Source organism: Cryobacterium glaciale (genome assembly GCF_004402535.1).
In the GTDB taxonomy this organism is placed as follows: domain Bacteria; phylum Actinomycetota; class Actinomycetes; order Actinomycetales; family Microbacteriaceae; genus Cryobacterium; species Cryobacterium glaciale.
In genome coordinates this window covers 221,920-238,340 of the sequence record NZ_SOEY01000028.1, presented here as the reverse complement: position 1 = coordinate 238,340, position 16,421 = coordinate 221,920, and the positions used below count along the sequence as shown (strand labels likewise).

The window sequence follows — 16,421 nt, the reverse complement described above, 5'->3', positions numbered from 1 at the left end:
TCACCACTGCGTAAGGAATCCTGTGACAGACGCCCGCCTCGCCATCATCGTGCTGGCCGCCGGCCAGGGGACCCGCATGAAGTCCAGCCTGCCGAAGCTGCTGCATCCGCTCGCCGGTGTGCCGATCGTCAGCCACGTGCTGGCCACCGCACGCGCCCTGGACGCCGCCCACGTCATCACCGTCGTGCGGCACGAACGTGACCTGCTCGCCGCCGTGGTGGCCGAGGACCTCCCCGAGAGCACCATCGTCGACCAGGATGAGATTCCCGGCACCGGCCGTGCCGTCGAACAGGCTGTCGCGGCGCTTCCAAACGATTTCGACGGTGACGTCCTCGTCATCAATGGTGACGTGCCGCTGCTGAACGCCGCCACCCTCGCCTCCTTCATCGCCTCGCACCGCAAGGGCGCCGCCGCGGGCACCGTGCTGTCCGCCTACCCAGAGGATGCGACCGGCTATGGCCGCATCATCCGCTCGGTCGAGGGAGCTTTCGACCGCATCGTCGAGCAGAAAGACGCGACGGATGCCGAACTGGCCGTCACCGAGATCAACGCTGGTGTCTACCTGTTCGGCCTGGCCGCGCTGCGCGAGCAGCTGGCCGAACTCACCACCGCCAACGCGCAGGGTGAGAAGTACCTCACCGACGTGATCGAATTGCTGCGCCGGGCCGGCTCAGAGGTCAGCGCCGTTCCCGTCGCCGATGCCTGGATCGTCGCCGGCATCAACGATCGAGCCCAACTCGGCGACACCGCACAGAAGCTCAACGCCCTCATCGTGCGCGGCTGGCAGCTGGCCGGTGTGACCGTGCAAGACCCGGCGACGACCTGGATCGACCTGAAGGCCGTGCTCGAACCCGACGTGACGCTGCTGCCGGGAACGCAGATCGAGGGGGCCACCGTCGTGGCCACCGGCGCCATCATCGGCCCTGACACCACCCTGCGCGACTGCGAGATCGGCGCGGGTGCGCGGGTGAACCGCACCGACGCGACGCTCGCGGTGATCGAGGCCGGGGCATCCGTCGGCCCGTTCTCGTACCTGCGCCCGAACACCGTGCTCGGCGCAGAAGGCAAGATCGGCGCCTTCGTCGAGACCAAGAACGCCCAGATCGGTGCCGGCAGCAAGGTGCCGCACCTGAGCTACGTGGGCGACGCCACGGTCGGTGTCGGATCGAATATCGGAGCCGGAACAATCTTCGCCAACTATGACGGCGTCGCCAAACACCATTCCGCAATCGGGTCGCACGTGCGCACCGGGTCGCACAACGTGTTCGTCGCGCCGATTACAATTGAAGACGGCGCGTACACGGGAGCTGGCACGGTCGTTCGCAAGAGCGTTCCGGCCGGCGCACTGGCCATCAACGTGGCCCCGCAACGCAATATGGATGGCTGGGTTCACGCCAACCGTCCTGGCACGGCCGCGGATACGGCGGCGGTCGCAAGCCTGCGCCCCACAAGCAGCGAAAAGACTGGAGAATAGGTGTCGGAAATCAAGACCAGCGGCGACAAACGACTAGTACTGGTTTCGGGGCGAGCGCACCCGCAGCTCGCTCTCGACATCGCCACGGAGCTTGGTTCAGAGCTGCTCCACACTGACGCACGCACCTTCGCCAACGGCGAACTGTACGCCCGGTTCGACGAGAGCGTGCGCGGCTCTGACGCCTTCGTCATCCAGTCGCACACCGCGCCGATCAACGAATGGCTGATGGAACAGCTCATCATGGTCGACGCCCTCAAGCGGGCCTCCGCCAAGCGCATCACCGTGGTCGCGCCGTTCTACCCCTACGCCCGGCAGGACAAGAAGGGTCGCGGCCGCGAGCCGATCTCGGCCCGCCTCGTCGCTGACCTGTTCAAGGTCGCCGGCGCCGACCGCATCATGTCGATCGACCTGCACGCCGCCCAGATCCAGGGCTTCTTCGACGGCCCGGTCGACCACCTGTTCGCCATGCCGGTGCTGCTCGAGCACTTCCGCGAGAAGCTCGACCCGGCCACCCTCACCGTGGTCTCGCCCGACATGGGCCGCGTGCGCGTCGCCGACATCTGGAGCGACCGCCTCGGTGTGCCCCTCGCGATCATTCACAAGCGCCGCGACCCCCTCGTGCCCAACCGCGTGTCCGTGCACGAGATCGTCGGCCAGGTCGAGGGCCGCGTCTGCCTGCTCGTCGACGACATGATCGACACCGGTCGCACGATCGCCCTAGCCGCCGAGGCCTTGCGCGACGCCGGCGCCATCGGCGTCGTCGTCGCCGCCACCCACGCCGTGTTCAGCGACCCGGCCGTTGACATGTTGCAGAACCCGGCCATCAGCGCCGTCGTCGTCACTGACACGCTGCCGATCCCGCCGGAGAAGCGCTTTCCGACCCTCACCGTGCTGCCGATCGCCCCGTTGCTGGCCCGCGCCATCCACGAGGTCTTCGACGAGGGTTCGGTCACCTCGATGTTCGACGGCGCCGCGTAGGTTCAAACCTTGCCGAGGTGTGAGGTTTAGCCCGATTTTTGCGATTTTTCGCGTCGAAACTCACACCTCGATGATGCAAATTAGGTGGGCGTTCCGGGGGCAAGCTGGCGTGGCGCGGAGGGATGATGCCGAGCGGCGTCACGAAGGTGTCGCGCTCGTTCAGGTCGACGGCGTAGCACTGCCAGCCGAACCCACCCGGTCCGGCGAACTCGAAGCGAGCGTCGAAGTCGACGGCCGAGGGGTAATACTGGGCCACCGCGGTCGCGCAGGCGTTGGCGGCGGTGTCGGAGGCCACCCGCATGGTCGTGAGCACACCGGGAACGACGAGGGCGATCAGTCCGAGAACCACGACGACCCGCAGAATGGTCGCGAAATGCTTGCCGCGCAGCGGGCGGTAGCTGTCGTTCGGCTCGTAGCCGGAGAGCTCGGGGTGATCATCAGTCATGGCTGCCCCCTTCTTTCAGAGCCGGCCGGCGGCATCCGTTCTCAGCGCGTGAGAAATGGATGCTGCCGGCCGGCAACGCGGATGATCAGTGCGTGGACGCCTCGGTGGCGATCTCACTGCGGTCGCCCGACCACAGGGTGTGGAAGGTGCCGGGCATGTCCACGCGGTGGTAGGTGTGCGCTCCGAAGAAGTCGCGCTGACCCTGCACCAGAGCGGCCGGCAGGCGCTCGCTCGCGAGCGAGTCGAAATAGCTGAGGCTGGAACCGAATCCGGGAACCGGGATGCCCGACAGCGCGGCGGTCGAGACCACGCGGCGCCAGGCTGCCTCACCGGAGGCAACGGCCTCGGCGAAGTACGGGTCAACGAGCAGGCTCGGGATGGAGGGGTCGTTGATGTAAGCGTCGACGATGCGGTTGAGGAACTGGGCGCGAATGATGCAGCCGCCGCGCCAGATGGTGGCGATGGCGCCCTTGTCGATGTTCCAGTTGTACTTCTTCGCACCGGCGATGATCGCGTCGAATCCCTGCGCGTAGGCGACGATCTTCGAGGCGTAGAGGGCCTGGCGCACGTCTTCCTGGAAGGTGTGGCCGACGACGGCGATCTCGGGGCGAGCGGTGAGGGTGGCGCGCACCGGTCCGCGCTGCTCCGGGTGCGCTGAGACCGCGCGGGCGAAGACGGCCTCGGCGATGCCGCCGACCGGAACGCCGAGGTCGAGGGCGTTCTGCACGGTCCAGACGCCGGTTCCCTTGGAGCCGGCCTCGTCGAGTACGACGTCGATGAACGGCTCGCCGGTCTTCGCGTCGACCTGGCGCAGAATCTCCGCGGTGATCTCGATCAGGTAGCTGTTGAGTTCCCCGCTGTTCCAGTCGGTGAAGACCTCGGCGATGGCCTCGGGGGAGTGCCCGCCGACCTTGCGGAGCAGGTCGTAGGCCTCAGCGATGAGTTGCATGTCGGCGTATTCGATGCCGTTGTGGATCATCTTGACGAAGTGGCCGGCGCCGTCGGTGCCGATGTGGGTGACGCAGGGCACACCGTCGACGACGGCGGCGATGGATTCGAGGATCGGGCCGAGGGTTTTGTACGCCTCGACCGAGCCGCCGGGCATGATGCTCGGGCCGTTGAGGGCGCCCTCTTCGCCACCGGAGATGCCGGCGCCGACGAAGTTGAGTCCCTTGGCACTCTGCTCCTTCTCGCGACGGATGGTGTCGGTGAATTCGGCGTTGCCGCCGTCAACGATGATGTCGCCGGGTTCGAACAGCTCGGAGAGCTGAGAGATGACGGCGTCGGTGCCGCGGCCGGCCTGCACCATGATGATCGCGGTGCGAGGCTTGCTCAGCGAGGCGACGAAATCGGCGATGTTCTCGGACGCGACGAAGTTGGCCTCGGGGTGCTCGGTTGTGAGCAGGCGGGTGCGTTCGGGGGAGCGGTTGTAGACCGCGACGGTGTTTCCCTCGCGGCCGGCGAGGTTGCGGGCGAGGTTCGAGCCCATCACCGCCAGACCGACGACACCAATATTTGCCTGTGCTGAACCGGACTCTGACACGTTTTCTCCTTCGGGGCTGTATTGAGCAGACCACCTGCGAGTTTAGCCCACGGGCCTGATCGGTCCCGCAAGCGGGGGTCAGGCCCGATTTCATTGAAGCAGATTTAAGTGTTAGCGTGCTCGTTGTAATCAGATTTATTACGTGCGTGTTGCGTCGTAATTCGATGCAATGAAGCAGCGGCCGGCGAAGGAGCACCATGCCTGATCACTTCTACACCCCTATCGTCGTGATGGGCGTTCAGGGTTGCGGCAAATCGACCGTCGGCCTCGCACTGGCGGAGGCCAGGGCCTTGCGCTTTCTCGACGGTGACGACCTGCACAGCGAGGTGGCACGCGCCAAGATGGCGTCCGGACATCCGCTCACCGATGACGATCGGCTGCCCTGGCTCACCCGAATCGGCGAGACGCTGGCGGCGTCGCTGCACCAGGGCGACCCCCTCGTCGTGGCTTGTTCGGCCTTGAAGCGCAGCTACCGCGACCTGCTGCGTTCCTTCGTGCCGACCCTGGTCTTCGCCGAGCTCTACGGCAGCCAGGAACTCATCGCCGAGCGTCTGACCCACCGCAACCACGAATATATGCCGCCCACCCTGCTCGACTCGCAATTCGCGACGCTCGAACCCCTCGCCGCCGACGAAGCGGGTCTCCGCGTCGACCTCATCCATACCCCCGACGAGCTCGTCGGCCTGATCCACAAAGGGATAGCTCACTGATGACCGATCTTGAAATGAACTGGGTGCTCGGCACCCCCGGATTGCTCGGCGTCGCCGCCGGCGCCATCGCGGTGCTCCTCGTGCTCATCATGAAGTTCAAGGTGCACGCCTTCCTGTCGCTGATCATCGTGAGCCTGCTCACCGCCGTCGCCACCGGCATCCCGACGGTGCGCCTCATGCCGACCCTGCTCGATGGCTTCGGCGGCACCCTCGCCGGCGTCGCCCTGCTCGTGGGCCTCGGCGCGATGCTCGGTCGCATGCTCGAGACCAGCGGTGGCGCGCAAGTACTGACGGATGCCCTGATCTCCCGTTTCGGAGAGAAGCGCGCGCCGATCGCCCTCGCGGTCGCATCGCTCATGCTCGGTTTTCCAATCTTCTTCGACGCCGGCCTCGTGGTCATGCTGCCGATCATCTTCGCCGTCGCGCGACGCCTCGGCGGATCCTTCCTCGGCTATGCGTTCCCGTCGGCCGTGGCCTTCTCGGTCATGCACATCTTCGTGCCCCCGCACCCGGGGCCCGTCGCTGCGACCGGCCTGCTCGGCGCCGACGTGGGACTCGTGTTGATCTTCGGCCTCTTGGTGGCCCTGCCCACCTGGTACGTCGTCGGTCACCTGTTCGGTCGCTACGTCGGCCGCAAGTACGACATCCCCGTGCCGTCCATCCTGCGCGGCAGCACCGGTAACTTCACCGAGTTCGCCTCCGCGCCCCGTGTCGGCATCATCATGACCCTGCTCCTGCTGCCGATCGGCCTGATCTTTCTCAACACCGGCCTCAACATGGCCGCCACCGCCGGGCTGGTCTCCCTCGACGACGCCTGGGTGCAAATCCTGCGCGCCATCGGTGAGACCCCGGTGGCCCTGCTGATCACCGTGGTGCTCGCCATGGCCCTGCTCGGCTGGAAGAAGCGCAAGTCGGCCACCCTCGTCGAGTCCGTCGTCGACAGCGCGCTCGGCCCGGTCTCGGCCGTCATCCTGATCACCGGCGCCGGCGGCATGTTCGGCGGCGTGCTGCGTGCCAGCGGGATCGGTAACGCCCTGGCCGAGTCGCTCGACGCCATCGGCCTGCCGGTGATCGTGGCCGGTTTCGTGATAGCCGCTCTCGTGCGCATCGCGCAGGGATCAGCGACCGTAGCCCTGACCACTACCGCGGCGCTCCTGCAACCGGTCGTGATGGGCAACAGCACGTTCAACCCGGTCGAGCTCGCCGCTATCGTGCTGGCACTGGCCGCCGGGTCGGTCTTCGCCGGGCACGTCAACGACTCCGGCTTCTGGCTGGTCAGCCGGTTCTTCGGCATGGATACCAAGACCACGCTCAAGACCTGGACCGTCGGTCAGGCCCTGGTCGGAATCGTCGGCTTCACGATTGCCCTCGCCATCTACCTCGTGGCGAGCCTGTTCTGACCTGCGTCTAGAAGAAGAGCCGGGGCGTATCGGCCCAGGCCTCTTCCACTTCGGCGATGGTGCGCCGCATGATCAGTTCCATCGACTCGCGGGCCTGCAGGGGATGGCCGCCCTGGATGGCGTCGGCCACGTCGACGTGCCACTGCAGGGCGGTTTCGTGCGGGTGGGCCGGCATGAGGCCGAGGCCGGTGCGCCCCGACAGCACTGCCGCGATCACCTCGTCGAGTTTGGCGAACATCTCGTTGCCCGATCCGTGCAGCACGAGCCGGTGAAAGTGGATGTCCAACTCGAGAAAACGCTCCAGGTCACCGGACCGCCCGACCGTGCGCATCTGCGCGGCCACGGTCATGAGTTCGCCCGACATGACCTGCGGGCAGTGTCGGGCGGCCAGTTCGGCGGCCATCGGCTCAACGGATGCCCGCAGTTCGGTCAGTGAACGCAGCTGCGCGCCGCGCCCCGCCCCGGCCAGACGCCAGCGGATGAGCAGAGGATCGAACGCGTTCCACACCGATTGCGGACGCACCCGGATTCCGACGCGCTTGACCGATTCGACCAGCCCCATGGCGGCGAGCACGCGCACGGCCTCGCGCACGACCGATCGGCTGACACCCTGGGTGCGCGCGATCTCGTCGGCGAGCATGACGGTTCCGGCCGGCGTGCGGCCGTCGACGATGGGGGTGCCCACCGCCTCGACCACGCGGTTGTGCAGGCTGGATGGCATGCTCCGACCCTAACGCCTGCGTCGTCACCAGCGCGGCGTGCGACACGCCCGGGCTGCAGGCTCCGCCCGAACTGTGTAAGCTTGAGTACGAACTTCGGCGAGGGATACGGCCGGGCCAGTATAGTGGGCCGGCGGCATCCGTTATCGACGCGGCGGACGAGGCCCTGGGCTTTTCCTCACGCTGACATGCGTTCGAGTTGAATCACTATCCCACGACCTGGGCCCACGCCCGCAAGGAGAAATATCATGGCTAAAGAAGTTACCGCCGTCGCCGCTGAACTGCGCGAAAGCTTCGGCAAGGGCGCGGCCCGCAAGCTGCGCGTGCTCGGCAAGATCCCGGCCGTCATCTACGGCCACGGCACCGAGCCGGTGCACGTGTCGCTGCCCGCCCACCGCATCGCGCTGCTGCTGCGTCGCGCCAACATGCTCCTCGAGCTCGACATCGAGGGCGCCAAGCAGCTCGTGCTGGTCAAGGACGTCCAGAAGGACCCGGTGAAGGCCATCATCGAGCACATCGACCTCGTCGTCGTGCGCAAGGGCGAAAAGGTTCAGGTTGAAGTTCAGGTGCACATGTCGGGCGAGTCCTTCGCCGGCACGATCGCCGACTTCGACACCAAGACCCTGCTGCTCGAGGTCGAAGCGACCAACATTCCCGAGAACGTCACCGTGTCGATCGAAGGCCTCGAAGACGGCGCCCAGATCCACGCCAAGGACGTTCCGCTGCCCGACGGCGCCGTTCTCATCTCCGACGAAGATGCCCTCGTCGTCTACATCCACACCCCGCGTGGCGAAGACGAAGCCGAGGCCGAGACCGAGGTCATCACGGCCGGCACCCCGGCCGCCACGCCCGCCGCGTAGCACTCATCTTCAACTGGTTCGCCCAGGGCTTTCCAACACTCAAGCGGAGGAATCCCCTGGAAACGAACCTGTGGCTCGTAGTCGGGCTCGGCAACCCCGGGCCCGACTACGCCGGCAACCGGCACAACGTCGGGCAGATGGTGGCGGCGCAGCTCGCCGAGCGTCTCCCGTCCAACTTCAAGCGTCACAAAACGGCCGCCCTCGTCGCCGAGGGGCGGCTTTCCCCCAATGGACCCAAACTGGTGCTGGCCAAGCCCACCACGTTCATGAACGTCTCCGGCAGCCCGGTCGCTGCGCTGCTGCGGTTCTATTCGCTGCCCGTCGGCCGGCTCATCGTGGTGCACGACGACCTCGACCTGCCCTTCGACACGCTCAAGATCAAGGTCGGCGGCGGTCACGGCGGTCACAACGGTCTGCGTGACATCATCGCCGCCACCGGAACCAACGATTTCATTCGCATCCGCATGGGCATCGGGCGCCCGCCCGGCCGCCAGAATGCGGCCGATTTCGTGCTGCACGACTTTGCCTCCGCCGAGCGCAGCATTCTGCCCAACCTGATAGCGGATGCCGCTGACGCGATCGAATTGATCGCCTCCGACGGCGTCGTGGCCGCGCAGCAGAAGTTCCACTCGCCCGCGTAGGTAGACTCGTTCAGTGATCCTTCAGGGCTTAATCGCAGCGCTCGCGCGCGCCTCCACGTTCGACAACGCCCTTGCCTACGCCAGCCGGGACGCCGATTTCTCGCTGACCGAGGGACTGCGTGCCCCGCTGCTCGCCGCGCTGCTCGACCTGCGGCCGGGCGACGCCCAGGCCTTGTTCGTTATCACCGCGACCGGTCGGGAATCCGAGGCGCTGCGCGAGAACCTCGGCTGCTTCGCTACCAGTGCTGAAATCGTCGATTTCCCGGCCTGGGAGACCCTGCCGCACGAACGGCTCAGCCCGAGTGCCGAGATCGTCGGCAAACGTCTGCACGCCCTGCGCCGCATGCGGGAGTGGCAGGAGCAAGACCCGGCCAGCCGGCATCCGCTCATCGTGGTCGCCTCGGTGCGGGCCGCCCTGCAGCCGGTCGCCGACAACCTCACCGACTACGAACCGATCGAACTCACGGTCGGCGCGCGCGGCCACGACCTCGCGGCGATCGTGCTGCAACTGGTCAATGTGGCCTACGCCCGCGTCGACATGGTCACCCGACGCGGCGAGTTCGCCGTGCGCGGAGGCATCCTCGACGTGTTCCCGCCGGTGGCCTCCCACCCGTACCGGGTGGAGTTCTTCGGCGACGAGGTCGAACAGATTCGCCTGTTCAGCGTCGCCGACCAGCGCTCCCTGCCCGAACCGGTCGCCTCGGTGAGCCTGCCGCCCAGCCGGGAACTGCTGCTGAGCCCCGCAGTGCGGCAGCGCGCCCGCGAGATGCAGCACGAATTTCCCAGCCTGTCCGGCCTGCTCGCCAAGATCGCCGAGGGCATCCCGGTCGAGGGCATGGAGAGCCTCGCGCCGGCCCTGGTCGACCGGCTCGTACCGGTCACCCACTACCTGCCCGTCAACGCCGCCATCGCGGTGATCTCCCCGGAGCGGGTTGCGAGCCGCGCCATCAGCCTCGCCGAGACCAACCGCGAGTTTCTCGGCGCCGCCTGGAGCGCCGCCACGGCGGGCGCCGACGCGCCGATCGACCTCGAATCGGGCGATTTTCTCACCCTCGGCCGCCTGCGCGACAGCGTGAAGTACTCGGCGCCGGGTGCGCCGGCCTCCGGGCACAGCTGGTGGACCCTGAGCACCTTCCAGGCCGCGCCGACCGATGCGCCGGTGTTGCCCGAACACCTCGAGCTCGATGAGCTCCTCACCATCCGCATCGAAGCGGATGCCGTTCCCACCTTCGCCGGCAGCGTCGACGGCGCCGTGGGTCACGTCGCTTCCCGGCTGCACGACGGCTGGGTCGTCGGCATCGTCGCCCAGGGCGCCGGTCTGGTCGAACGGGCCGCCCAGGTGCTCGCCGAGCGTGAGCTGCCGGTGCGGGTGGTGGACGTGTGGCCGCTGGAACCGGAACCGGGTATCGCCTACCTGGTGAAGGCATCCGTCGATCATGGTTTCGAACTGCCGCAGAGCAAGCTCACGCTGATCAGCGAGAGCGAGTTCTACGGGCGCACCGTCGGCTATTCCGAGCGGCAGATCAAGAAGCTTGCGAGCCGCCGTAAGAACGTCGTCGACCCGTTGCAGCTCGTGCCAGGCGACCATGTCGTGCACCAGACGCACGGTATCGGTCGTTTTCTCGAACTCACCCAGCGGGAGGTGTCGAGCGGCGGTCGCAATCCGGTGAAGACCACCCGCGAATACCTCGTGCTGGAGTACGCGCCGTCGAAGCGCGGCCACGCCGGCGACCGGCTGTACGTGCCGACCGACCAGCTTGACCTGGTCACCCGCTACGTCGGCGGTGAGGCGCCGACCCTGAGCAAGATGGGCGGCAGTGACTGGTCCAGTGCCAAGACCAAGGCACGTAAAGCGGTGCGCGACATCGCCGTTGAACTGGTCAAACTGTATTCGGCGCGCATGGCCAGCAAGGGGCACGCTTTCGGGCCGGACACCCCGTGGCAGCGCGAGCTCGAAGAGGCTTTCCCGTTCGTCGAGACGCCCGACCAGCTCACCACCATCGACGAGGTCAAAGCCGACATGGAACGGCCCATTCCGATGGACCGGCTGCTCAGCGGCGACGTCGGTTTCGGCAAGACCGAGGTCGCCATTCGTGCCGCCTTCAAGGCGGTGCAGGACGGCAAACAGGTGGCCATGCTCGTGCCGACCACCCTGCTGGTCAGCCAGCACATGGAGACGTTCAAGGAACGCTTCGCCGGGTTCCCCATCCACCTGCGCGCCCTGTCACGGTTCCAGACCGACAAGGAGTCTCGGGAGACCATCGCCGGCATGCTCGACGGCACCGTCGATGTCGTCATCGGCACGCACCGGCTGCTGTCGCCGTCGATCATCTTCAAGGATCTCGGCCTCGTCATCATCGATGAGGAACAGCGCTTCGGCGTCGAGCACAAAGATGCCCTGAAGAAACTCAAGACCAACGTCGACATTCTCGCGATGAGTGCGACGCCCATCCCGCGGTCCCTCGAGATGGCGGTCACCGGCATCCGTGAGATGTCGACCCTGGCCACGCCGCCGGAGGACCGGCACCCCATCCTGACTTTCGTCGGACCGTATTCGCAGCGGCAGGTGGCCGCGGCGATCCGTCGTGAGCTGTTGCGTGAGGGACAGATCTTCTTCGTGCACAACCGGGTCACGAGCATCAACCGCATCGCCACGCAGCTCGCCGAGCTCGTGCCGGAAGCGCGTATCGCCATCGCACACGGGCAGCTGCCCGAGGCGCAGCTCGAACAAGTCGTCGGCGATTTCTGGGAGCGCAAGTTCGACATCCTGGTCTGCACCACGATCATCGAGACCGGCCTCGACATCAACAACGCCAACACCATCATCATCGACCGCGCCGACAAGTTCGGCCTGAGCCAGCTGCACCAGCTGCGCGGCCGGGTCGGGCGTGGACGCGAACGCGCCTACGCCTACTTTCTCTACGACGAGAACAAGCCGCTGTCGGAGACCGCGCACGACCGACTCGCCACCATCGCGGCGAACAACGAGCTCGGCGCCGGTATGCAGGTCGCGCTCAAAGACCTCGAGATTCGCGGTGCCGGCAACCTGCTCGGTGGTGAGCAGGCCGGGCACATCGCGGGTGTCGGCTTCGATCTGTACCTGCGCATGATCGGTGAAGCCGTGAGCACCTTCCGCGGCGACGTCGCCGAGGGGCAGACCGAACTGCGGCTGGAGCTCCCGGTGGACGCGCACATTCCGCACGACTTCGTCGACAGCGAACGGCTGCGGCTCGAGGCCTACCAGAAGCTCTCCAGTGCGAGCTCGCCGACCGCGACCGACGACCAGATCGATCTCGTGCTCGACGAACTCACCGACCGCTACGGCGAACCGCCGGTGCCGGTGCAGAACCTCGTGGCCGTGTCGCGGCTGCGCTGGCAGGCCCAGCAGGCGAACCTCAGCGAGGTCGTCGCCATGGGGTCGAACCTGCGCGTGGCGCCGGCCGAGCTGGCCGACTCGATCCAGGTGCGCCTGCAGCGGATGTACCCCGGCTCGCGTTACGTGTCGTCCACCGGGGCGCTCAGCGTGCCGATGCCGCGGCCGAACGGCGAACCACTCGGCGATAACGCCCTGATCGAGTGGACCAAGGCGCTGCTCACGGCGATCTTCCCGCCGGCCGTGCCGAGCGTCGCCGCGAAGGCGTAGCGGGTCTAGTCGCGGAGCGAGCATGGCCCTGGGACGATTCCGGAGCGCGATCCTTTTCGGCTGCCCATTCATAGCCAACTCGTGGCGAAATTTCAAGGCCTTGATTTCTGCCATAATCCAGACATGACTACACCAGAGATCCCTGGGGCGGACTCACAGCAGCCTGCGCCCCTCCAGCCACAAGAACCACCGCTCGGGCAGCCGGCTTACTCGGCGCCAACTCAGACGCTCCCGGCCGAGCCGGCGAAGGCACAGCAGCAGTTGAACAAAATTGGACTCATCGCGCTCATCGCGGCGGTGCTCGGGTTCATCTTCGCGTGCATCCCTGGTGCCCTCATTGTCGGCTGGATACTCCTGCCGATCGCATTCGTTTTGGCTATTGTTTCTCTGTTCCTCAAGGGCAGGGCTAAGTGGATGGGCATCACCGCCCTGATCGTCTCAATCGTGGGAACGATCGTAGGGGTTATCGTATTCTTTGCCGTCCTCGTGACGTCGGTCGATGACGCATTCAACAGCGGCGACGTCACCGTCGTCGAACCGTCGAACGATACAGCGGCCGATGACGGAGCAGCAGCGGAAGAGCCGACCGTCGAAGCCGGAACCCGCGAGAACCCATACCCGATCGGCTCCGTTATGGAGTCTGACGACTGGCGCGTCGTGATCAACTCGGTCAGCCTCGGCGCTACGGACACCATTCTCGCGGCGGAATCGTATAACGAGCCACCGACTGAGGGGTCGGAGTACATCCTGGTGAACTACTCCGCTACCTACCTCGGCGTCGATCCTAACGGCCAAATGCCCGCCTTCGTGACGATCGGATACGTGACGGTCGACGGAACGACCGTTAACGCGTTCGACAAGATGATCTTCGCACCGGAGCCCATCGACACAACGAGTACTCTCTACACAGACGGCATCGCAACCGGCAACACGGCCTTCGAAGTGCCGTCCGCCACCGCCGGCCAAGGCGTCCTCGCGGTAACACTGGACCTGTTCGACGACAAGGTGTTTGTCGCCGTTCAGTAACACTGATTGATAGGAAGCAGCACAGCCCCCGGCACGTCGCCGGGGGCTTCAGCTATTGAACAGCGCTGCACGAAATTGAACAGCAGCGAGGCGAAGCCCCGGTGCTTCATCGGTTGCGGGCCGAATCGCATGGCACCGGGCCGTATTGGCGCGGCTTGCTTCAGGGAAGGGAGTGAATCCCCCCAGTAGGAAAGACGAGCCCCAGCGACCTCGAGGTCGTCGCCATGGGGTCGAGCCTGCGCGTGGCGCCGGCCGAGCTGGCCGACTCGATCCAGGTGCGCCTGCAGCGGATGTACCCCGGCTCGCGTTACGTGTCGTCCACCAGGGCGCTCAGCGTGCCGATGCCGCGGCCAAACGGCGAACCACTCGGCGACAACGCCCTGATCGAGGGGACCAAGGCGCTGCTCACGGCGATCTTCCCGCCCACCGTGCCGAGCGTCGCCGCGAAGGCGTAGCGTCGCGGGAGTTCTGGCCAGACTGGAACTCCCGCGCACTGGCGCAGGTCCCGCGCAGCGTGCTCGGTCGGACCCCATCGGTGCCGGAACTCGCGCGCACCCTCTGCGTCAACTCCCGCGCCAGGCGATGCGGCCGAACGGATGCCCGCTGCCGGAACTCCCGCGCACTGGCGCAGGTCCTGCGCGTCCAACCCAAGTGGTGCTCGGAGCCGGCCCGGTGTCGGCTGTTAGCGCGCCTGCTCGGCCTGGTAGACATCCGGAATGCCATCGTTGTCGCTGTCGATGGCTTCCTTCTCGGCGATGCGGCCGTAGTGACGGTTGCGCGACCGCAGGATTGCCGTGGCCAGGAGGGCGGCCAGAAGCGAGCCGAACAGGATGGCGACCTTGGCGTGGTCGTCGTGCGGGCTGCCCTGGCCGAAGGCGAGCTCGCTGATGAGCAGCGAGACCGTGAAACCGACGCCGGCCAGCAACGAGACACCGATCACGTCTATCCAGGCCAGATCGGGGTCGAGGGTGGCCTTGGTGGTCTTCGTCACTATGAAGGTTGCGAGCAGCACGCCGATCGGCTTGCCGACGACGAGAGCGACGACGATGCCGATCGCTACCGGGTCGGTGATGGCCTGGTACAGGCCGTCGGCCCCGCCGAGGGTGACGCCGGCGGAGAAGAACGCGAACACCGGAATGGCGAACCCGCTGGACAGCGGGCGGATGCGGTGCTCGAGCACCTCGGCCAGCCCTGGCCCGGCGTCGGGGCCGCCGCTGCGCTTGCTGCGCAACACCGGCACGGCGAAGCCGAGCAGAACGCCGGCGACGGTCGCGTGCACACCGGAGCCGTGCACGAGCGCCCAGGCGATGAAGCCGAGCGGGAGCAGCAGAACCCAGGCGGCCCAGGCCTGGCTCTTGAAGAAGTGCGAGAAGCGGTGGGTGACGATCCAGAACAACACGAGTGGCACGATCGCGAGCAGCAGCAGTGGCACGTTCATGTCGGTGGTGTAGAAGAAGGCGATGATCGCGATGGCGAGCAGGTCGTCGACCACGGCGAGGGTCAGCAGAAAGATGCGCAGCGCGGGCGGCAGCTTCGAACCGATCACGGCGAGCACGGCCAGGGCGAACGCGATGTCGGTCGCCGTCGGAATAGCCCAGCCGTGCAGCGTCTCGGCGCCGGTTTCGGTACGGGTGAGTACCGTGTTGATCAGAACATAGATGAGCGCGGGAATGATCACGCCGCCGACAGCGGCGGCCACCGGCACGATGGCCCGGCTGACGCTGCGAAGGTCACCGGCGACGAACTCGCGCTTCAGTTCGAGTCCGGCCAGGAAGAAGAAAATCGCGAGAAAGCCGTCGGCCGCCCAGGCGCCGAGGCTCAGCTCGAGGTGCCAGGGTGCGTAGCCGATCTTGTAGTCGCGAAAGGCGTAGTAGGCGTCGGAGAATCCGGAGTTGGCCATGATGAGCGCGGCTACGGTCGCGGCGAGCAGAATGGCGCCGCCGACGGTTTCCTTACGCAGGATGGCGGAGATGCGCACGAACTCACGGTGGCTGCCGCGGCGCAGCACGGTCGCGGTCGAGGGTGCGGGGGGAACCGCACGGACGGTGGGCAGGTTGGATGGTTCGGTCATCAGTATCCTCTGGTCTTTCGGGCGCGCACAAACATATGCCGACCAGACTTCCCGGCTCACCGTGGACCAGAATACACGACGTACCTGAGCGCATCCGGGCGGCCCCGTGTGATTGATGCGACGATGGACGAAAGATGGAACCGATCCAGGAGTGCCGACCATGATGAACCCGCTGTTTTCCTCCGCTCCTGCGCCAGATTCTGACCTGAGCCCGGCAGGAGCACCGCAGACCTCGCTCGACACCCTCATCGCCACGGTCGCGCAACTGCGCGCGCCGGGCGGATGCCCGTGGGACGCCGACCAGACCCACGCCTCGCTCGTACGCCACCTGGTGGAGGAGACTCACGAACTGATCGAGGCGATCGAAGAAGGCAGCCGCGACGATCTGCTTGAAGAGCTCGGCGACGTGCTCTACCAGGTGCTGTTCCACGCGGATCTGGCCGCGCACACGCCAGCGGAGAACTTCGATATCCAGGATGTCGCCGCTCGCCTGACCGAGAAAATGGTCGGCCGGCACCCGCACGTGTTTGGCGATGTCACCCTCGACACCGCGGCCGAGGTCTCGGCCGCCTGGGACGGCTTCAAAGCCGAGGAGAAGCCGGGCCGTACGAGTGTTCTCGACGGTATTCCGGCCGGCATGCCGGCGCTCGCCCTCGCCGACAAGGTGCTCGGCCGCGCCGAAAAGCTCGGCCTGATCGAAGCGGATGCCGGCTTCCCCCTTCCGATCGAATCCGAAGCCGATCTCGGCCCCCTGCTGTTGGCCATCGTGGCCTCGGCCAGGGCCCAGGGGCTCGACGCCGAGCGGGCGCTGCGCGCCGCCGTGCGCGACCTGCAGTCCGAGATTCGCGCAGCGGAAGCCCCCGATGACGATGCCTTCGACGCCGGAGTGATCGCCCTTCCCTCCTGACATC

The 16,421-nt window shown here is 66.6% G+C and carries 14 protein-coding genes; 10 read left to right on the top strand and 4 right to left on the bottom strand.

Translation table 11 applies throughout. The features are described from left to right. The first annotated feature begins 22 nt into the window (after window positions 1-22). Both glmU and E3O06_RS13260 read left to right on the top strand, forming a co-directional pair. Window positions 23-1,474: a bifunctional UDP-N-acetylglucosamine diphosphorylase/glucosamine-1-phosphate N-acetyltransferase GlmU gene (gene glmU / locus E3O06_RS13265; protein WP_134503826.1), complete on the top strand. Its 1,452-nt coding sequence runs from the start codon at window positions 23-25 to the stop codon at window positions 1,472-1,474. Beyond that, a complete protein-coding gene (locus E3O06_RS13260) occupies window positions 1,475-2,452 on the top strand; it encodes a ribose-phosphate diphosphokinase (RefSeq protein ID WP_134503825.1) in 978 nt (325 codons plus the stop codon). On the opposite strand, the gene E3O06_RS13255 is transcribed toward E3O06_RS13260, so the two are convergent. Together E3O06_RS13255 and gndA are read right to left on the bottom strand one after the other, a co-directional pair. After that, window positions 2,424-2,897: a hypothetical protein gene (locus E3O06_RS13255; protein WP_134503824.1), complete on the bottom strand. Its 474-nt coding sequence runs from the start codon at window positions 2,895-2,897 to the stop codon at window positions 2,424-2,426. The genes E3O06_RS13260 and E3O06_RS13255 overlap by 29 nt on opposite strands. Before the next feature lie 85 nt (window positions 2,898-2,982). Then, a complete protein-coding gene (gene gndA / locus E3O06_RS13250; protein ID WP_420898886.1) occupies window positions 2,983-4,386 on the bottom strand; it encodes an NADP-dependent phosphogluconate dehydrogenase in 1,404 nt (467 codons plus the stop codon). Between the two features lie 251 nt (window positions 4,387-4,637). Here gndA and E3O06_RS13245 point away from each other — a divergent pair, with 251 nt between their 5' ends. Beyond that, the gene (locus E3O06_RS13245; protein WP_241980182.1) at window positions 4,638-5,150 is read left to right on the top strand and encodes a gluconokinase; all 513 of its coding nucleotides are present in this window, start codon (window positions 4,638-4,640) and stop codon (window positions 5,148-5,150) included. Continuing rightward, window positions 5,150-6,550, top strand: a complete 1,401-nt coding sequence (locus E3O06_RS13240) for a GntP family permease (protein ID WP_174843230.1) — start codon at window positions 5,150-5,152, stop codon at window positions 6,548-6,550. The genes E3O06_RS13245 and E3O06_RS13240 overlap by 1 nt, the downstream gene beginning before the upstream one ends. A gap of 7 nt (window positions 6,551-6,557) precedes the next feature. Here E3O06_RS13240 and E3O06_RS13235 read toward each other — a convergent pair whose 3' ends face one another. Continuing rightward, a complete protein-coding gene (locus tag E3O06_RS13235; protein WP_134503822.1) occupies window positions 6,558-7,271 on the bottom strand; it encodes a FadR/GntR family transcriptional regulator in 714 nt (237 codons plus the stop codon). Window positions 7,272-7,517: 246 nt separating this feature from the next. On the opposite strand from E3O06_RS13235, the gene E3O06_RS13230 reads away from it, so the two are divergent. From E3O06_RS13230 to E3O06_RS13210, 5 genes are all read left to right on the top strand, one after another. Further along, window positions 7,518-8,129: a 50S ribosomal protein L25/general stress protein Ctc gene (locus E3O06_RS13230; protein ID WP_134503821.1), complete on the top strand. Its 612-nt coding sequence runs from the start codon at window positions 7,518-7,520 to the stop codon at window positions 8,127-8,129. Between the two features lie 56 nt (window positions 8,130-8,185). Then, window positions 8,186-8,770: an aminoacyl-tRNA hydrolase gene (gene pth, locus E3O06_RS13225; RefSeq protein ID WP_134503820.1), complete on the top strand. Its 585-nt coding sequence runs from the start codon at window positions 8,186-8,188 to the stop codon at window positions 8,768-8,770. A 13-nt stretch (window positions 8,771-8,783) separates the two neighbouring features. Further along, on the top strand, window positions 8,784-12,413 hold the full coding sequence (gene mfd / locus E3O06_RS13220; protein WP_134503819.1) for a transcription-repair coupling factor: 3,630 nt from the start codon (window positions 8,784-8,786) through the stop codon (window positions 12,411-12,413). Between the two features lie 261 nt (window positions 12,414-12,674). Continuing rightward, on the top strand, window positions 12,675-13,439 hold the full coding sequence (locus E3O06_RS13215) for a hypothetical protein (RefSeq protein ID WP_241980181.1): 765 nt from the start codon (window positions 12,675-12,677) through the stop codon (window positions 13,437-13,439). Window positions 13,440-13,663: 224 nt separating this feature from the next. Next, complete coding sequence (locus tag E3O06_RS13210; protein ID WP_134503818.1) at window positions 13,664-13,894, top strand: hypothetical protein; 231 nt, start codon at window positions 13,664-13,666, stop codon at window positions 13,892-13,894. Window positions 13,895-14,121: 227 nt separating this feature from the next. On the opposite strand, the gene nhaA is transcribed toward E3O06_RS13210, so the two are convergent. Further along, window positions 14,122-15,510 (bottom strand): Na+/H+ antiporter NhaA, encoded by a 1,389-nt coding sequence (gene nhaA, locus E3O06_RS13205; RefSeq protein WP_134503817.1) that lies wholly within the window; start codon window positions 15,508-15,510, stop codon window positions 14,122-14,124. 160 nt (window positions 15,511-15,670) lie between these two features. Here nhaA and E3O06_RS13200 point away from each other — a divergent pair, with 160 nt between their 5' ends. Beyond that, the gene (locus tag E3O06_RS13200) at window positions 15,671-16,417 is read left to right on the top strand and encodes a nucleoside triphosphate pyrophosphohydrolase (protein WP_241980179.1); all 747 of its coding nucleotides are present in this window, start codon (window positions 15,671-15,673) and stop codon (window positions 16,415-16,417) included. The last annotated feature ends 4 nt before the right edge of the window (window positions 16,418-16,421 follow it).